15 protein-coding genes and 1 pseudogene are annotated in these 19923 nt (G+C 26.4%); 6 read left to right on the forward strand and 10 right to left on the reverse strand.

Features of this window, described 5'->3' with window-relative positions:
- Nucleotides 1–7: 7 nt before the first annotated feature.
- Genes ACOBME_RS00340 through ACOBME_RS00355 form a run of 4 tightly spaced genes read right to left on the reverse strand, consistent with a single transcriptional unit; the run spans nucleotide 8 to nucleotide 3965 of the window.
- Complete coding sequence (locus ACOBME_RS00340) at nucleotides 8–1189, reverse strand: hypothetical protein (protein WP_338963396.1); 1182 nt, start codon at nucleotides 1187–1189, stop codon at nucleotides 8–10.
- Nucleotides 1179–2117 (reverse strand): hypothetical protein, encoded by a 939-nt coding sequence (locus ACOBME_RS00345; RefSeq protein WP_338963614.1) that lies wholly within the window; start codon nucleotides 2115–2117, stop codon nucleotides 1179–1181. The genes ACOBME_RS00340 and ACOBME_RS00345 overlap by 11 nt, the downstream gene beginning before the upstream one ends.
- 6 nt (nucleotides 2118–2123) lie before the next feature.
- Entirely contained in the window at nucleotides 2124–3488 is a 1365-nt protein-coding gene (locus ACOBME_RS00350) for a hypothetical protein (protein WP_338963613.1), read from the reverse strand.
- Between the two features lie 15 nt (nucleotides 3489–3503).
- Complete coding sequence (locus ACOBME_RS00355) at nucleotides 3504–3965, reverse strand: hypothetical protein (RefSeq protein WP_338963612.1); 462 nt, start codon at nucleotides 3963–3965, stop codon at nucleotides 3504–3506.
- 310 nt (nucleotides 3966–4275) lie between these two features.
- Between ACOBME_RS00355 and ACOBME_RS00360 the strand changes: the two genes are divergently transcribed.
- The gene (locus tag ACOBME_RS00360; RefSeq protein ID WP_338963611.1) at nucleotides 4276–5190 is read left to right on the forward strand and encodes a hypothetical protein; all 915 of its coding nucleotides are present in this window, start codon (nucleotides 4276–4278) and stop codon (nucleotides 5188–5190) included.
- A gap of 16 nt (nucleotides 5191–5206) precedes the next feature.
- Nucleotides 5207–5758, forward strand: coding sequence for a lipoprotein (locus ACOBME_RS00365; RefSeq protein ID WP_338963610.1), 552 nt, complete (start codon nucleotides 5207–5209; stop codon nucleotides 5756–5758).
- 32 nt (nucleotides 5759–5790) lie between these two features.
- On the opposite strand, the gene ACOBME_RS00370 is transcribed toward ACOBME_RS00365, so the two are convergent.
- The 6 genes from ACOBME_RS00370 to ACOBME_RS00395 form a co-directional block, all read right to left on the reverse strand.
- On the reverse strand, nucleotides 5791–9042 hold the full coding sequence (locus ACOBME_RS00370; RefSeq protein ID WP_419333898.1) for a hypothetical protein: 3252 nt from the start codon (nucleotides 9040–9042) through the stop codon (nucleotides 5791–5793).
- 3 nt (nucleotides 9043–9045) lie between these two features.
- The gene (locus tag ACOBME_RS00375) at nucleotides 9046–10437 is read right to left on the reverse strand and encodes a hypothetical protein (protein ID WP_419333901.1); all 1392 of its coding nucleotides are present in this window, start codon (nucleotides 10435–10437) and stop codon (nucleotides 9046–9048) included.
- Nucleotides 10430–10708, reverse strand: a complete 279-nt coding sequence (locus tag ACOBME_RS00380) for a hypothetical protein (RefSeq protein ID WP_338963607.1) — start codon at nucleotides 10706–10708, stop codon at nucleotides 10430–10432. Before ACOBME_RS00380 ends, ACOBME_RS00375 begins: the two co-directional genes overlap by 8 nt.
- Nucleotides 10708–12168, reverse strand: a complete 1461-nt coding sequence (locus ACOBME_RS00385; RefSeq protein ID WP_338963606.1) for a PBSX family phage terminase large subunit — start codon at nucleotides 12166–12168, stop codon at nucleotides 10708–10710. The genes ACOBME_RS00380 and ACOBME_RS00385 overlap by 1 nt, the downstream gene beginning before the upstream one ends.
- Nucleotides 12161–12559, reverse strand: a complete 399-nt coding sequence (locus tag ACOBME_RS00390) for a hypothetical protein (protein ID WP_338963605.1) — start codon at nucleotides 12557–12559, stop codon at nucleotides 12161–12163. Before ACOBME_RS00390 ends, ACOBME_RS00385 begins: the two co-directional genes overlap by 8 nt.
- 362 nt (nucleotides 12560–12921) lie before the next feature.
- Nucleotides 12922–13884, reverse strand: a complete 963-nt coding sequence (locus ACOBME_RS00395; protein WP_338963247.1) for an IS1/IS1595 family N-terminal zinc-binding domain-containing protein — start codon at nucleotides 13882–13884, stop codon at nucleotides 12922–12924.
- A gap of 174 nt (nucleotides 13885–14058) precedes the next feature.
- On the opposite strand from ACOBME_RS00395, the pseudogene ACOBME_RS00400 reads away from it, so the two are divergent.
- From ACOBME_RS00400 to thrS, 4 genes and pseudogenes are all read left to right on the forward strand, one after another.
- Nucleotides 14059–15042: pseudogene (locus ACOBME_RS00400) on the forward strand (IS30 family transposase).
- A gap of 199 nt (nucleotides 15043–15241) precedes the next feature.
- Nucleotides 15242–16225, forward strand: coding sequence for a 6-phosphofructokinase (gene pfkA, locus ACOBME_RS00405; protein ID WP_419333903.1), 984 nt, complete (start codon nucleotides 15242–15244; stop codon nucleotides 16223–16225).
- A 54-nt stretch (nucleotides 16226–16279) separates the two neighbouring features.
- The gene (gene pyk, locus ACOBME_RS00410) at nucleotides 16280–17716 is read left to right on the forward strand and encodes a pyruvate kinase (RefSeq protein WP_419333906.1); all 1437 of its coding nucleotides are present in this window, start codon (nucleotides 16280–16282) and stop codon (nucleotides 17714–17716) included.
- A 253-nt stretch (nucleotides 17717–17969) separates the two neighbouring features.
- Nucleotides 17970–19889, forward strand: a complete 1920-nt coding sequence (gene thrS / locus ACOBME_RS00415) for a threonine--tRNA ligase (protein WP_338963602.1) — start codon at nucleotides 17970–17972, stop codon at nucleotides 19887–19889.
- Nucleotides 19890–19923: the final 34 nt, after the last annotated feature.

The raw sequence follows: 19923 nt of genomic DNA on the forward strand, positions 1-19923 counted from the left end.
ATCCTTTCTAAATTAATTTTCTTTTAATTGTTAAATCTTTAATAACAATATTATTTGTATCATTTGAAATTGAGCCATCTTGCTTAATTGTTATTCTTTTATAAGAATTATCTGCTAAAAATGAAAATATTGATTTTTGTGATATTGTTTCAAAATAATATGTTACAAATTTATTAGCAGATGCATAATCTGTTATTGAAATTGATATTTTATAGTAATATTTTATTAAATCATAATCTGGAATTTTAAATGTTAATTTTTCGTTTGCTTCTGGATAATTAATTAATTCTCAATCATTACCAGTATTAATAGATATATCACCATTCCCCAATAATGAATTACCATTAATAGTTTTAATATTTGTACCACTTATTAATTTATCTTGTTTTAAATCTGAAACTTCAATCTCATCATTATCATTTTTAATGATAGTTTTATTATCAATTTTTATATCAGTACCACTACTTTGTTTTGCTTTTCAGACATTATTTTCATAATAAATCGTATTATTATCAAAGGGAACTATTAATTTAATACACTCATTATAATCAATTTTAGAAAAATCATTAATAGTAGGATAAGTAATATTTATTGAATTATCAGTTTGTAATCGTTCTTTTAATCAAAATAATAATGTTGGATAAAAAGTTTTTTTACTAATATGCTTATATTCTTCTTCTCATGGATGAGCATAATTATCTAAACTATAATTATAAGGTCTAGATACTGTTTTACTAGATATAATATCAATAATTTCACCTGCTAATTTTAAAGCATTTTTAACATCACGAGTAATATTTTCATTTGCTTCTGGGTCATTAGTTTGTGAATAAGCAACTCCACCTTGTGAAAATGAAGCACTACCAGTTAAATCATTAACTCCTTTTGGTAAATATCAATTTATAACTGCTAATAAACAAGCAGATTGAATATAACTTAATCATTTATCATATTCAATTAAACCAGTATTATCTTTTTTTACTCAAGGAAACAAATCTTTTTTATTAATTTTATCTGAAATTGTTCCACCTGATAATCTATCCATTCATAAACTAGTTTTTAAAATAGCATTATAAATTAAATTATCATTATAAGCAGATTGTTTACGATCATTAATAGGTTGTCAAAGTTTACTTGCTTTAACATCTTCAACTGTTATAAATAACAAATTACTTAAATTATTTTCCATATAAAACACCCCTTAATTGATTACGATATTTATTTTTTAAATTATTTGGTTTATAACTATTAACCTTTCTTTTGGTTTTATTAATTGCTTTAATAGATTTATTAACCTGATAAAATTTATTTTTAACTGGTGTTTTATATAAATTCTTAATATTTTTAACATCACTTCGGCGTTCTCGATATCATTTTTTATTATTAATTTCACCAGCAAAATTAAAATTAAAATGTCCAATCTTTAAATTATTAATAAACTTTTTAATTTGTTGTAATTTTTGAACTGTTGGTAATGTTAATTTAGTAGTTCCTTTGGGATATTTTTCTTTTAATGCTTGTGGTAATCGTTTTTTAATATAATTTCTTAAATGACTAGGTAACCATTTTCTTAATCAATAACGCCAAAATAAAGTCCCTGCATTAGAAACAGCATTACTTAATAATTTTCAAACTTCAACTGAAACACTAGGATAAACATAAGGTCCATAAAACTTAGGGTGTTTTGCTATTTTTGTATATATTAAAATAGTTAAATTACCTGTTAAAGTTAACTTATTTGTAATATTAAATATACCACTATCAAGTCAACTACTATTTAAAGGTTGTCAATTAGTATTTAGATAATTTTCATTTTTAAATTGTTCTCTATTTTGAATATTATTATCTTTTTCTAATTGACTTAATATTTGTTGTATTTCTTTTTTATGACCTTTTTTAATTAAATCTACATAAGTAAATGGATTTAATCACTGATAAATATCTTCAACTTTATTTGTAATTTTATTATATTTATCAGTAATATAATTAATTGGCTTTAATACTTTATTTTGAACTTGATTAACTCTATTAATTAAATTTACAAATTTACTTATTAAAGGTTTATTTTCTAAATTAGATACTAATAAAGTTAAAACTCGTAAAATTAGTAAGTTCATTGTTTATTAAGAATTTTTAATTACTATATCAATTGGATTTGTTTGACCAGTAGCATTGTTTTTACCCTCAATTTGAACTTCAACAGTTTTATCATTTGTAATATCAATTGGTCAATCTTCACCCTTACTTTCAATAAAGTAATCAAAATCACTTTCAGTTAAAGAACTATCTACGGCTTTAACCGCTTTTAAAATAACAGATTTAAATTGAGGTTTTAACTGTTCTGGTGTTGCTTTTGTTGGGTCTGCAACATGAATGGTTGGTTTATCTAATTTATTAATTCCACTAATATCAATTTTATTTGATGATGGAATTACATAATCAACAGGAACTCTAAATGTTTTATTTAGATTACTTTTAGCAGTATTAATTTCATCTTCTGTTGGTTGTTTTTCTAAAATAATTTTACATGTTTTTGGATATAAAATTGTTGGTGTTGCATATTGTACTTTACCAATTCACTTAGGATTAGCAGTATCGTTATCTAAAACTTGTTGAATAGTATCCATATTAATTGGATATGCTCATACTTGTTTATTAATAATTAAACCATTTACATTAGTAAAATTATAACCTTTATCACGGTTAACTTGTCCTTTTGTATATGTTTTTTCTAAATGAAAACTTTTTGATACTGGAATTCCCATTGCAGTATTTTCATATAATTCACCATTCACCATTGCTTTTAATTGAGCTTGTGAACCAATTACTTTTAAATACGCTGGTGTTAATCCTAAATAGGCTCTACGACCTAAAACCATAAACATTTTATCGGTTGGCAAACCAAAATATAAATTACTAATTTGATTTGTTAATTCAATCAATGTTTCATTTAATGTAAAGAATGCTTTATTTGCATCATCAGCATTTTCAGCTGTATAACTACGAAATGGAATTACTTCATATTGACCATCTGCTAAGCAATAATCATAAATAGCCTGAATTAATTCACATTCTAAATTAACAAATTTATTCTGTACAACACTAGAAATAGCATCAGCAATAACACCATTTTTAATATTTTGTTCTATTAATGCCAAGTCAAAAGCCTCATTCATTAATTTTAAATTAAATCTCTTATCAATCGGAACTGGAATTCTTGTTAATCCCATTGTTTGCGTTGTCCCACCATTTGGTAATGAATAATCATCTTGTCATACCACACGATGTGTTAAATTATATAATGCTTGTCCTGCATTAGGTAATCAAGCAACTTGTTCTGCGGTTGTAGTAGCATACTGCATAATACTTGCATATTCATTATATAAAGGTCCACGCAATAAAGCATTAACCATATCAACATAGGCTTTTTGACCTGTTGTATTACCTTCTAATGTAAAAGGTACTTGTGGCAAATTAATTGTTGCCATAATTTCACTCCCTTATTATCTAAGGTTTTTAAGTGTATAATCAGTTAACTTTTTAATTTCATCAGGAGTATATGCTCCTTTTTCTTTAATGGTTTCAATTTCATCATTTTTATTTTCAACCGATTTTTCAATCATATCTTTAATAAAATTAGTTGGTGAAACTGATAGTTGTTCTTCAACAAACAAATCAGGTTTTAATTCTTTTAAAGTTTGCATTTTTTCGCTTAAAGAATTACCACTAACTTTATCTAAATTAGTTTTAATATCTTCAATTTTAGTAGATGGAACATCTTTAAAAGCTTTTAATTCATCTAATTCATTAGATAATTTAATAAAGTCTTCTTTTGATATAACATCTTCGCGTTTTTGCACACTTTCTCTAATTTGCTTTGCTTCATTATTAAACTGATTTAAGATATTTTCAGCAATCTCTTCACTTAAACCTTGTTCGATTAATTGTTCTTTTGTAAGTGCCATTTTATAAACCTCTCTTTTTTTATTCTTGTCCGATTAACAAGTCAGCATAAACTCTTTTTTATGGAAAAAGATTAAACCTATAATTTAATTATATACTAATATTTTACTAATACAATACTTTTTATATATTATAACTAAACTTAATATATTTGATTACTAATTTAGTCATTAAAACGCGTAATAAGCATTATTTTTAAGAATAAAATTATTACATAATTCATAATTTTGCTTGTATACATATATATATATATATATAATGCAGTTAGATCTTGATAAAAAGTTTCAAGATAAGAAAAGGAGAAATACAAGTATGAAAAAATTACTTAGTTTATTAAGTGTATTAACTATTAGCGGAACTGCTGTCCCAACAACAATTGCCGCTAGTAATTATAATCAAAGATATCAAGCAGTAATTAAAACTAATGGTGCTGATTTGCCAACAGAACAACAAATTAAAGATAAATTAAAAGAACTAAATCCTAGCATAGATATAAATAAAATTAATATTACAAATATTAAAGAGTCAAGCGCAACATTAAATTCGAGTGATAAAACTTTTAATTATGGTGAACCACTACAAGTTTTATATTCAATTGATAAATCTGTTTTATCAGATAATTTAAATTCAGAAACTGATAACGGTGTTAATGTTTTCTATTCTATAGAAAAAAATGGTAAATATAAATCAATAATTGAAAAAATATATGGAATTAAAGAAAAATATATTAGATTTTTAGGCATTGATAGTAAAGACAATAAATATTTTGTAAATAATGAAAATGTTTACTTTGTAAAAAATAATACTAATAATGCTATATTAATTAATTGACTAAATTTTAGTCAATCAGCAATTATTGAATTTAGTAGTACTGATATTTTTGTTAGGTTTGGTTGAAAAGATTTAAATAACATTATTAACGTTCATAGAATAAAAATTATAGATTTAGAAAATAACAATTTAAATAAAATAAATGAATTATCTAAAATTATTTCAAATCCTATTTTAGGAACAGTTAAAATTAATAATGAAAAAGGATTACTAACCGAACAACAAATTAAAGATTTTTTAAAAGATAAAAATCCTCAATTAGATATAACTAAGATAGGAATTAAAAATATTATTGATGATTTATACAATAATAATGAAAAAAGGATTACAGTATTTTCAAGTGACTCAACAATTTATACTGGCGAAGCAACTGTTTTTTTAGATGTTGAAAAATAGTTAAGATTTAAAATAAATGAAAAAAATATTAAGTCTTTTAGGAACAATCACTTTAATAGGAACCAGTACAACCAGTTTAGTTGCTTGTAATACACCACAACATGAATATACACCCGAAGAATTAGCACAATTAAAAAAAGAAAACAAAATTAAAACAAATAACCAAGAAATTAAAGACAATTTAGAATGAACAGCACCACAAGAAAAACCATTTAATACTGTTGATAATAAATGATATTATGTAGTATGACGTGGTAATAAAAATAATGATTGAAGAATTATTAAATTTCAAAATATTAATAATTTAGAAGAAGGAAAAAAATACAATATTGATAAATTAAATGATGATACATTAGATATGTACTACATAAAAGGTGAAACAAATCAATTATTAACTGTCTATGATAGTAAAAGAAAATTAATAATACCTTGGAATAATAAATTTGAAAATGGTGCTTTCCCGCCATTAAAAAACTGAATTAAATCAGTTTATCGTTGAAATTTAACTACACAAAAACCTGATTTAATTATTGATAATGATGGTAATGTAAAAGTTAATGGAGAATAAAAAAGAGATTAAATCTCTTTTTTTCTTTTACCTTACCTTGGTTTAATTGTAATTTGAATAGGACTAGTAGTATTATTTCTAATACCCAATACATTTTGATTATTAATATCTATTGTTATATCTTTATCATTACCCATTTTTTGAATATTTGGATAAGGCGGTTTATAACTTTCACGATTAAAAAGTAAATACGGTTTTATTACTTTTGAAAATCTAATTTTTAATTTCACATCATTAGTATAGTATGCTTGTAAATAAGTTTCTGTAAGTTTGATATTATTGTCATCACTAAATGATGATGTTTTAATAGCAAAATACATTTGTTCATCGTAATATTCGGAATTTTGACTATAATGATAAAAATTTCATATTGAAGTAATACTATCAGTTTTTTTATTGGTATATCCAATAGAAAATGTTTGAATATCATTTAGTTTGATATTATCAGTATATAAAGTTATTGTATTTTCAAAGTTAATTTTATTAGATTGTGATTGACCCTCGTTTTTAAAAACAAAATTATTTAATTGTCCTAAAACATAATCACAGCCTGTTGTTCCATTTAAAATATTTGTACTTCTATCAAAAATAAAATTTTCTATATTTGGTAGTCCACATTCAACTTGTAAATTACCTAAATTACTTATTTCAATAGTTTTATAAGCATCTTGAAATTTACTGATACTTTGAATTGTTGGGTCAATTTGTTTTAAATCAATTTCAGTTTCATAATAACCTTGATTAAATTCATCAGAAAATAAATTAAAATAATTAATTGTTCCAATTTTATACATATTGTTAGTACATTGTGCTGGTGCTGTAATTTTAGTTTTTAATGGTATCACTACATCAGAAGGCATAATATCTTTTGTATATTCTGGATAATTATATGGTATTGGTGGTAATACATATTGTGGGTAATTAAATGTTGGTATTTCATAATCATGAGGTAATAAGAAACTAGTTTTATAATTAGTTGTCATATCGCGTAAATAATTATTTAATACACTTTTTGTTTTACCACGAAAACTCCATACTGATAATCGTAAATAATCTTCTTCATTATTTGTATATGGGTTATCAGCATAAAAGATAATTTCAAAATTACCTTTATATAATGCTTGTATTGAAAACATATCAATAATATAACTACAATTTGTTCCATCAGGTGTTTGTAATAATTCGCAATCATTATCTTTTTCACTATCACTAACTGGTGTTTGTGCATCTACTGCTCTTACTAATTCATTAATTAAATATATACGATTAGTTTTGGGGTTTAATTGTTTTAAATTATAAGTTGAATAAGTTATTCGTTCAGTTGGTTTGCCATCTTTTTCTAAAACATTGCCTTGTATTTTATCAGTTAATAAAGTAGTAAAACCTAAACTAGTGGCATTTGCTCCAAAGATAGCACCAACTTTATCATTACCTTGTTCTCTAAATATTTCAAATGGTAAATAACCTTTACCTTTTGAGTTATCAGATCAAAATGCATCATTATAGAAACTATAAACACTAGAACTCATAAAGCCATTTAATCATTGGAAATTGGGTCAAGTTTTTTCATCTTGGTTAATTACTCAACCTCAGGGAATACCAAATGAAATAAAGTTTAAAAACTTACCAACTCCACCCGGGATAGTAAAAGGGTTAAAAACTAATTTTTGCGTATAGTTTAAAGGTAGTACTGTTATTTGGCGATTAATAAAATTATTCATATTTAAAATATCTCAAACATTACATTTACCCATTTTATTATATTCAATTTGAACACTTCCAACAGTATTACCAAATTCATCTTTTCTTCTAAAATATGATGATGCTTGGGTACTAATTATATTATTAACATCTTCATTATTTACTTTTATTTTATCTGGTGGAGTAATCATTCAATTTTTAGACCAATAAAATTTAGAGTTATTATCTTCTTTATGAATAGTTGTGCCAACCGTAGGATTAGTTGCTGTTGAACCTGCTTTATCAGTTATAACAATACCTTCACTATTTTTTTGTTTTCAAAAGTCGTATCTACTTTCCATATCTTTTTTTCAATCTTCATAACCAGTTATCATTGTTGGTTGAATACCTTGAATGTTATATCAACTTACTTCGGGTGATGCATAAGTATTTATTTTATCAGGTGGGGCAGGATACATGTTATACATTAATAAATCTCGTGAATTCATAACTTTTTTATTAAATTCACCTTTAATAATTGGTCGACCAATAACAGGCATATCAAAAAAGATAGGGTTACCATAAAATTTAACTGCCATTGCTCTAACCCCTGGGTCTTTTAATAAAATATCATCTAATTCAACAATACCTTTATTTAACTTTTCATCATAAGTTATTTTAGGAAAACAATAACCTTCACCCGGAGCACTAGTTTGAATAAATTGTCGCACTGATAAACCACTATTACTAATTTTGTCATTAATACTTGAAAAAGTAATTTCTTGTCATAAGAAATCGCCATCTTCTACTGAATAATAATTAATAACATTTGAGGGATATAATCATTGTCTATCTTGGGGAGCAGAATTAATATCACCACCACCAATATTTAAACCACGGTCATTGAATACAGTATAAAAATTATAATAATCATTAATATTTAATTTAGTAATATCTTCATCTAAAATTAATAAAGTATATTGTCTTTCAGTTGATTGTTGAGTAAATACTTGCTCAAATTTGGCATCACCAAATTTAATAGAACTTACATCATCAACCATATAAGCATCTCAATATTTACCAACTTTGACTTCTTTTGTATAAAAATTATCGGCTTTATTATCATTAATAAAATAACTTAATTTATATTGATTTAAATATTCTATCATTCTATTAACATCATGAATATTTTCACCATCAATTAATTTTCAATAAACATTATTATTTTCATCTTTTAATTTTATAGCGAAAGGTGTTTCATTATTTGCTCATATTGTTGAGTTAACTGGTTGATTTTTAAAGTCATCAATAGTTAAGATATTAATTTCTTCACCTTTATATTTTTGAACTATTTTTAAACTATCTTGTCATTGAGCAATCGTACTTTCCATATTATCAAATATGCGTGAATAACTCCCATAATCACTTGGTTTAGCATTATTAGGCTTTCAACCTGTTTCTGTATCAGGTATATATGAACTATAAACATTAAAAGGAAATACTATTCAATGTCTATGTTCTTTTATACTTTCTCTTATATCTATTGCAGTAGCACCGGCTCCCGTTCTTAATCATTGCATGGCTGCTGGACTAATTTTTTGCATTTGTTAATTCTCCTTAATTTCTGTTCTACCTTGTAAGGCATTTTGATTATTACCAGTTTCATCATATTCTAGTAATTTATTATTATGTTCTATTTCTTTGACTTGCATTTTATCTTGTCATGCCTCTACTTTTTCAAAATATTTAGTTGCTTCTAATTCATCAATATTATCATATTCAGTAATTGCTCTTATTGGTTCCATTGTGCCATTATCTAATCTAGCAGTAATTAATTCATTTTGGCGCATTTGGTCAACTAAACTTGCACTAATAAAATCAAAGCCATAAGGTCGTTCACCGACACCATCTCATAAACCATAATATTTTAAAACTGTATCAAATATCTTAGTATAATATTGCTTACGATATGCTTGTAAATATGCTTGTTTTTCTAAATCTTTTGTTTTAGTTAATAATGACTGTGTTTTATTTTGGTCATTATCTGATTTATCACCAAAAGGACTAGAAAAATGACAGGCTAAATATACTTGTTCAATAATTGATTTTTGGTCTTCAGTATATGTTTCTAAGGTTGGTGTACCTTGTACTACTTGTAAAGATTGTGATAATTGGCCATCTACTGCTGATTGACCTGATTGAATAAAAATATCATCAAAAGCATCTTGTAATACTTTTTTATTACCTTTGTTATAAGCAGTCATTAAATCATCATCTAATATTCCATATCAATGAGTACGATTTGCTCATCTTTCTTTTGATTTAATATTAAAACTATCTTCTAAATCAAATTGTAATTTATAACAATTTGCCATAGTAGGCCATGGGTTTAATGTAGTTGATGTAGATAAAAATAAGGGGTTAGGTTCATTAATCATTTCTCAAAAAGGAACTATGCCTAATTTATTTTTAAATTCTTGTACTAAAACAGGTTTAACATCATCTTTAATTTGTGTTTTACTTTGTCCAACAACTACTTCATTATTTTTAGGTCAACCTTTTATAACTATTTTATCTTTGGTACAAATTAAATTTAAAATAAAACCACTATCTGATTGATGATAATTTAATCAAATATCAGCACCTTGTTCAATTTCGTTTATTTTACTTACACGAGATGTAAAGTTAAAAGGATTAATTCATAAATCAATATTGCCATCTGATGTTTCTAATAAACCAAAAATAGTTTTGCCCATTAAACTTGCTGTTAATTCATTTTTATCTAATTTTTCTTTTATTTTATAAGTTTCATATCATCAATTTAATTTTTCTAAAATGTCTTTACGATGAGACTTAAATAAAATATCTTTACCATTAACTAATCGCATTTGATGATGAGCAATAATATTGGCTAAATTAATAGTTCAATCATAATTATAAAATTTTAAAACACTATTAATATCATTTAAGTTTGGTAAACTATGGAAAGTATTATTCATTGTTATTTTGCTCCTTTAATTTTAAAATAAGTGCATAATTAATAATATTTACTGTTAATAAATTTGGTTCATTTGCTAAAACTTGTACACATACTTTAACTTTTTGATATTTATTAATATATTCGTTATATAAATTTAAATTACATATTGCGATATTATCTTTATTTAATTCTTGACAAAGTCTTTTTTTAACTTGTCCACAAACAGACATATATGGTCTTTTTGCATTTATTACACGTTCATCATGTATTACATAAATATCTTTTTTCATTAAGTTATTCACTCCCTTTGTTGTCATAATTTATAATCTGCTGAACTATTATGTTTAACCATTGGTACTAATTCAAAGTGTAAAGCATAAAAATCACTATCAAATGTATCATCATATAAATCTAACATTCGTTCTTCTCTAGCATCAGGTTTATCTTCTCATTGAATTAATTCATATTGGGTTTTACTTACAGGACATTTTTCTCATAATCATTTTAATTGATTAGTATTTATTAACATAGTAAATGCTTCAATACGGTGTCGTATTTTAAATTTCTGCTTTTGTGCTGGTTTAAAATGCATGTATTGACCAAAAGTATAATTGTATTTCTCTCGGTTTAAACTTTCTAATGTTGCATAAGCACTATCATCAACATTAATTGATATACCTTGCTGAATTAAATTAAAATATTGATTTAATTGATTGTTGTAAAACTCTAAAATATCTTTAACTTGTTCTAATGGTCCTTTAAATTGCTGTATAGCATTTGAATGAGTATATTCTGCTACTTTATAGGCTTTTTTATCAAATGAATTATATATTCAAAAACTCGCTGCTGTTGTATGTCCCTTAGGACTAGTAGAGTTTGCTAAGTCAACACCACCTAATAACTTAGTTGGTTGAATAATATCTGTTGCTTGCATAATATCAAGATATCTTGCAAAGATTGAACCACTAGTATTACCTGGTAAACCTCAACTCCAAACTCTTGCTCTTTCAATATCTAACTTCTCTAATCTTAATTGTTCATTAACTTTATCTTGTGGTAATTCATAATTAAGTCTTCAACTAGAATAATGAATAATAATCTTCATATTTCATTTTTCAATATATTTTATTTGTTCATATTTACTACGCATTATTTCTTCATCAAAAGACATTAATTCATTACAATAACCAACAATATATCGTTTTAAACTCTCAGGATTACATGTATTAATTGTTATTTTATTTTGATAACCACGAATAGCAAACTCTAAATCACTTAAATCTTTTTGTTGAAATTGGTCACATTCTTCTCTTCAATCAATAACTAATTTATATTTATTCAAATCAGCAAAAGCTTTTAATTTTTCTTTACGACTTGGTGAATGTAAACCTTTACAATATATTTTGCTACCATTTGATAAAGTAAAAGTAAAATTTGATAAATTAATAGTATAAGGAATATGATTTTCATCTAACATATTTCATATATTTTGAAATACACTATCTTTTAAATCTTTACTTCAATACATACTAGCAATGATACAAATTGGTTCTTTAATTAATAAACTAATTTTTAATAATTCACCAAACATTTTAATATTTGAAATAGTCTTACCACTATATCGTGTTCCAATTTGATTAATTTCATTAACCAACTCATATTTTTTAGCAAATGGATATTTATTACCAATACTACTATTTTGCAATAACCAATAAGGAGTTTCTAACAAATAAGTAAAATGATTAAGCATTATTATCACTTTCTTTTTTAATATCTCTAATATCAGTTTGTAAATTAACAATTATTGGTTGTTGATTATTTAAGTTTAATTCTTGTTCTAACTGTTTTTCTTGCAGTGAATATTTATAATTAAATGCTCGTTGTCAATATAATTTAGCACCATCAGGTGATTTCATCATAAATTTAATTATTTCACTTTCAATTCTATCAACTTGTTTTTCAAGTAAAGGAACTATCTTTTCGCTCGCATAAGTATCATATCTTCACTTGCGAGAAAGATTGAATTCATTGGTTAAATCATTCAAAGTATATGGTTTATTAGGTGATTTATTTTCTCAAAATTGCTCTATTTTACGATAAAAAGTCGCCAAACTTGCTGTTTTTGGATTAAATTCTTTCATTTTTTACTCCTTTTTGCATATTAAAATTGCTATTATTTAATGAATATGATTAAATAAAAGAGTAATAAAACCTATAAAACTGTATCAATATATCAAAGAACTTAATATAATATTTGTTCTTTTTTTATTATTTATATTTTACATCAAAATAAAAAAAAAAGTAAATTACTTTACTTTTTATTTTAGTATACAAGCATATAGAGATAAATTGGAGCTTGTTACAATATAATTATATAATTAATAATATATTTGTCAATAATTTCTTTAATTTTGTCGAAAACTCTTGATGAAATAAAAAAAATCATCAATATGACAATTTGAAAACTAATTTTGTGTAAGATTATGATTTTGCTTTAAATTTTTTAAACGTTAAAATATAATACCGTTGATTGTTGGTTTGGTGTTAAACCTTTGTGTTGGTATTTTCATTTTCAGAGCTTTAAATAATTTTGAATATTAGTGAAACCCAAACCATGATAATGAATTAAGGCTTCTTTAAGACTGGATTGTAATTTACTAATCTTATTTAACTTTTGATAACTAGTATCAGGGTTTGTACTAGTTTTGGTGGAATATAGAGTAGAATTTGTTTGTTTTGCTACTAATAAATATAGTGGTTGCATATCAGAAATAATTATTGATTTTTCTTTAATTAGTTGCTTATTCATATTTTCAATAATCCATTGTTTTTGTAATCTTTTGGTATTGGTGGATTGAACAAAAATATTATTATTGCTATCAACCGCCATTTGAATACAGCATTTGGTATCAGTTGAAAATGGATCGAGATGAGTTTTTCGTTTATCAAATTTATCTTTAAAATTGCCTTTATGAATTTCTTTAATAAATGTTTCATCCATTTGGATTTGACCATTTAATTTTTTAAATTTTAACTGTGTATTTTCTAATTGTTTTGATTGCATTAATTTTTGTCGATTATATCAAGCGGTTTTTGGGGTTGTTTTAATAAAACGAGAAATTATTTTACTAGATTGTCCTAACAATGAAATTTGAATTAATAAATTTCACTGTTCATAATTTAAATGACTTCAATAAGTAAAATGATGACGAAATGCATCAAAACTAGCACGACATTTTTTACATAAATATTTTTGTTTTCCTTCGGAATTATGACCATTTTTAACACAATGAAAAGATTTGCAATTAGGACATATAATGCCTTTATCTCTAAATTTTTGATCAATTTCATTTAAACGTTTTTGTTTTTTAATTAAGTCTGCTTGTTGTTTTATTTTTTCATAAAATTCTAAAAATTGATCATCTGTTAAGCTATTTATTAATTCTGTAATTATTTTTTTCATCATTTATTTACCTCTATATATTAAAAATATACCTAATTTTAGGTATATTTTATAAATATCAAGAGTTTTCGACAAAATTAAAGAATAATTTTAATTTAAAAAAATGTGAAAATTTATCTTTTTTATAAATTTAATGTATAACTATTTTTATAAAAGAATTGGAGGAAATATAGAGTAATGAAAGATTATACACATGTAAAATATGATGAACGAAGATTTTTTAAGGATTTATTTTTATCTGATAGTTGCAAAAAGAAAAATGGCACACTTAATTTATCTGAAATATCAAGACAAACAGGAAGAGATATTAATACTGTTAAAAGAGAAATTAATAGATTTACAAATATAGAAGATTATAATGCCCGTGAGGCACATGATGATTATTATAAAAAACGACAAAAGTGTATTAAAAAAATACCTACATTTACAGAAGAACAACAATAATTTTTAAATTTACGATTTAATATTTTGGGTGATTCACCAGCAGAAATTATTCAGCGATTTTTAATAAAATTCGGTATCAAATTTCCTGCCTGTCTTAAAACATTTTATAAATGAATTTTTTTAGGTCTTTTGGGTTTGTTAAAGAAAAATTTATTAAATGGTGGTAGAATAAATAGAAAAAAGAAAAGACCTGATAATCGTGGGAAATTAGATGAAAGATTTAAATCAATATGAGATATTGAAAATAAAGAAACAGATGTTGGTTGATTTGAAATGGATACCATAGTTGGAAAAGAGCATCAATCTAGTAATTTGGTTTTAGTTGAACAAAATAGTAAAAGTTATTTTGTTATGAAATTAAAAAATCATACTGCTAATGAAGTTGTGGAAAAGTTTAAAGATATTGTTATAAGTAATAATTTATTTGGGAAAATTAAAGGAATAATAACTGATAGAGGAAAAGAATTTAGTAAATGAAGAGAATTAGAAATATTTGCTGAAACACAAGTTTATTTTTGTGACCCCGGTAAACCACAACAAAAACCATTAATTGAATATATGAATTCTGAACTTAGACAATGATTTCCTAAGGGAACTGATTTTAATAATGTTAGTCAACAAAAAATAAATTGAGTAGTTAATGTTATAAATGATAAATTAAGGCCTGTTCTTAATTGAAAAACAGCAAAAGAGGTATTTTCAGATAATTTTAAATAGGTTTATTTGAAGTAATTTAATAAATTATTTTTTAGTGTGCTTAATTTTCCTTAAAATAAAATAAAAACTATAAATATTTTGATTTTTAAAAATTTATAATTGATTTTTTATGATTTTTATTGTATTATTTGACTAATAAGATTTGTTGCACTTCATTTTACATAATTCCCAAGATGAAAAAAAGAAAAGGAGTATCAATATGTTGAAAAAAATTGGAATTCTAACATCTGGAGGCGATTCGCAAGGTATGAATGCTGCAATTGCGGGAGTAATTAAAACAGCACACGCAAAAGGCTTAGAAACTTATATTATTCGAGATGGTTATTTAGGCTTGGTCAATAATTGAATTGAACTTGTCGATAATAATTTTGCGGATAGTATTATGCGATTAGGTGGTACTGTTATTGGGAGCGCACGGTTACCAGAGTTTAAAGAACCAGCAGTACGGGAAAAAGCTGTTGCTAATTTAAAACAACAAGGAATTGAAGCATTAGTTGTTATTGGTGGGGATGGTAGTTATCAAGGTGCACAACGTTTAACAGAAATGGGTATTAATTGTGTTGCTTTACCAGGTACGATTGATAATGACATTACTTCGTCAGATTACACGATTGGGTTTGATACAGCAATTAATATTGTTGTTGAAGCAATTGATCGTTTACGTGACACAATGCAATCACATAATCGTTGTGCAATTGTTGAAGTAATGGGTCATGCTTGTGGTGATATTGCCTTATATGCTGGAATTGCTGGGGGTGCTGATTTAATCTCAATTAATGAAGCAGCTTTAAAAGCTGATGAAATTGCTAATCGTGTTGCGGCACTACACAAAGCTCAAAAACGTAGTGTTGTTGTTGTTGTTAGTGAGATGATTTATCCTGACGTTCATGAATTAGCAAAATTAGTGGAACAGAAAAGTGGTTATGTAACACGTGCCACAGTCTTAGGACATACTCAACGGGGGGGAATTCCAACCGCAATGGAACGTTATCGTGCTTTTCAAATGGCTCAATTTGCTGTTGAACAAATTATTGCTGGACGTGGTGGTTTAGCAATTGGAAATCAAGGTGATCAAATTGTGGCACGACCAATTATGGAAGCATTAAGTATCCCGCGTTATTCACGCAAAAAAATCTGAGCACAATTTGATGAATTAAATCAGAATATTTATCAAAAATCATAATTTTGCGATAAAATAAGGTGGTAAGATATTTTTTAGAAGGAGATTGTCAAAAGAATGGATAACTTTAATATTAATGAGAAAATAAAACGAACAAAGATTATTACAACAATAGGACCAAGTACGCATTCAGCGGGGGCGATTGAAGAATTGTTCAAAGTGGGGATGAATACGATTCGGTTAAACTTTTCACATGGAGATCATGAAGAACAAGGGGCACGAATTGTTTGAGCAAAAGAAGTTAGTGCAAAAATTGGAAAACCAATTTCAGTTTTATTAGATACGAAAGGACCAGAAATTCGTGTTGGAATAGTGAAAGATGGAAAACAAGAAATTCTTGCTGGAGCAACTGTCACGATTTATTCATTACCAAATGAATATCAAACCCGTGAGGGAACGGGAACTGAAATGACAGTTTCTTATGATATGTCCCAAGATTTAAAAGTTGGGGATGTGGTGTTAGTTGATGATGGGAAATTACAATTAAATGTTATTGCAATTAAACTAGGCTTAATTGAAACAAAAGCATTTAATCATCACATTGTTAAAACAAATAAAAGAATTAATTTACCAGGGGTTGATTTTACCCTACCGTTTTTAGCCGAAAAAGATATTAATGATATTAAATTTGGAGTGGAACAAGGAATTGATTATATTGCTGCTTCATTTGTTAATACAGCAGCAAATATCAAAGAAATTCGAAAACTATTAAAAGAATGTAGTGTGGAGCACATTCAAATTATTGCGAAGATTGAATCACAAATTGGAATTAATAATATTGATGAAATTATTGCTGCTGCAGACGGAATTATGGTGGCACGGGGAGACTTAGGATTAGAGATTCCTTATTATGATGTTCCATATTGAGAAAAAATCATTATTCGTAAATGTCGTGAAGCAGGAAAAATTGTAATTGTAGCAACACAAATGTTAGAAACAATGACAGAAAACCCTTCGCCAACAAGAGCGGAAGTAACTGATGTTTACTTTGCAACAGAATTAGGGTCTGATGCAACGATGTTATCAGGAGAATCAGCAAATGGTGACTATCCCTTTATTACTGTTGGCACAATGGCTTTAATTAATAAACGTGCTGAACATGAGTTTTATTCAAAATTATACTATGATAAACAATTAGAAGATGCGACCCGTTCAACATCTGGACCACGAGCTGAAATTGCTAAAAAATTAGCAAATAAAGCTAAAGATGGTAAATATGAATATGCAGTGGTTGTTTCAAATACGGGCGAACTATTGAAAACAATTTCAAAATTCCGTCCCAATGTTATAATTTTAGGAGTTACTCCAATTCCAGCGTTATATACCGCTTTTGGAGTATGACATTCAATTTTTATGAACAAAGTTGATAATTATGATGAGTTTAAAACTAATGATCAAGCAATTTGCGAAGTTGCAAAAAAATGAGGAGCAAAAGTTGGTTCAACAATCTTATTTGCTCGTAATGAAGAAATTAAAGAAATTACAATTAAATAAATTAAACAAGTTGACCATAGTTTAACGACACTTCTTTTTCCAGCAAGTTAAGGATGATGGAAGCTTAACAAAAGAATAGTTAAATTACTAGCAACAATAATGTTTACGTTTAAGCACTTTTCGTTATTAAGTGTGAAAGATAAATTAGGTTTAAACCTAATTTAATTAGGATGGTACCGTGAAAAACTCGCTCCTAGTGTTATTAAGGAATAATATTGGGAGCGAGTTTTTCTTTTAGAAAGGAAGATACAAAATGATTAAAATTACTTTACCTGATGGTCAGGTGCGTGAATTAGCAGAACCACAAACAATTCAAGCAATTGCAACTAGTATTGCACCAAGTTTGGGGAAAGCAGCCTTAGGAGGAGTCTTTGCTAACAAAGTTTGTCATTTAGATTATTTGATAACAACCGATGGCACATTAGAAATTATTACGGATAAATCACCGTTAGCATTATCAATGATTAATTATACCGCAGGGTTAATAACTGCAAAAGCAATTACTAATTTATATCCAACGGTTCGTATTGCACAAATTGCTTACCAAGATGATACTTTTTTCGTTGATATTGATGTTGAACCACATCTAAAAGAAACTGATATTAGTGCTATTGAAGCAGAAATAACAAAATTAATTAATAATAATATTACAATTAATTCTGTTTGTGGGTCAGGAGCAGATGCAAAAAAATGATATCAAAATAATGAATACTTCTTAGCAACAATGAGTGACCAAGCGGTTGCTGAACAATGTGCTTACTTTGTGGCTGAACAATTATATTTATCAAATAATTATCCCGTTGTTCCGCCTAAAAATATTAAAGTTTTTAAATTATGAGCCTTAGCTGGAGCATATTGAAAAGATGATGCTAAAAATAAAATGTTGCAACGAATTACTGGTGGTGCTCATTTTTCTCGTGAACTATTTGAACAATTAATGCTTACTTATCAAGAACGAAAAGAGCGTGATCATCGTAAAATTGGCAAAGACCTTGAAATTTTTACTTTTGATCAGTTAGTTGGACCAGGGTTACCAATTTGATTACCAAATGGTATGGTTTTAAAAAAAGTGTTACAAGAATATATTCGGGAAAAAGAATGAGAATATGATTTTATTGAAGTTGATACTCCTGTTATTGGGACAAGTGAAATGTATAAGATTTCTGGGCACTGAGATCATTATCAGGAAAATATGTTTGCGCCAATGTCACAAGATAATGAAATTAGTGTTTTACGACCAATGGCTTGTCCCCATCATATTGCTGTTTATAATTATAAACAACGTAGTTATCGTGATTTGCCCCTTCGAATTGCCGAACATGCCATTTTACACCGTTATGAAACATCGGGGAGTTTAACAGGACTAGAACGGGTGCGAATGATGCAATTAACTGATTCACATATTTTTCTTCGTCATGACCAGTTAAAAGAAGAATTTAAACGTTGTTTTAAGTTAATTAGTGAAGTTTTAACAACTTTAAATATTAGTGTTGATTATTATTCGTTATCATTACGAGACCCAGCTAATAAGGAAAAATATTATGATGATGATCAAATGTGAAATCATGCTGAGCAAATGTTACAAGAAGCTTTAGATGATTTAAAAACCCCATATGTTCGAATGGTTGGTGAAGCGGCTTTTTATGGTCCAAAATTAGATGTTCAAATTAAAACAGCTTTAAACCATGAAATTACTGTTTCAACATTGCAATTTGATTTTTTACTACCCCAAAAATTTAAGTTAAGTTATATTGACTCAAATGGGGAAAAAGCAATGCCAGTAATGTTACATCGTGGTTTAATTGGTACTTATGAACGTTTCATTGCAATTTTATTAGAACAATCAAAAGGGGTCTTGCCATTTTGACTAGCACCAAAACAAATTGTTTTAATGCCTGTTAATAATCAACATCATTTAGCATACGCTGAAGAACTACACCAACAATTTAAAAAACTAAAATTACGAACAAGTATTGATGATCGCGATGAACGGTTAAGTTATAAAATTCGTGAAGCACAAGTAGCAAAAATCCCATATCAAATTGTTATTGGTGATCAAGAACGTGATCAAAAATTAATTACATATCGGATTTATGGTCAAGAAGAACAAACAACTGTTAGTTTTGATAAATTTATTGTTTTGATTAATGACCAACTTATTAATAAAAAGTAAGAAAAAAATTTTTTTGGAACGGATTGAACTTTCC

The organism is Spiroplasma endosymbiont of Sarcophaga variegata, assembly GCF_965178695.1.
Taxonomy (GTDB): Bacteria; Bacillota_I; Bacilli_A; order Mycoplasmatales; family Mycoplasmataceae; genus Spiroplasma; species Spiroplasma poulsonii.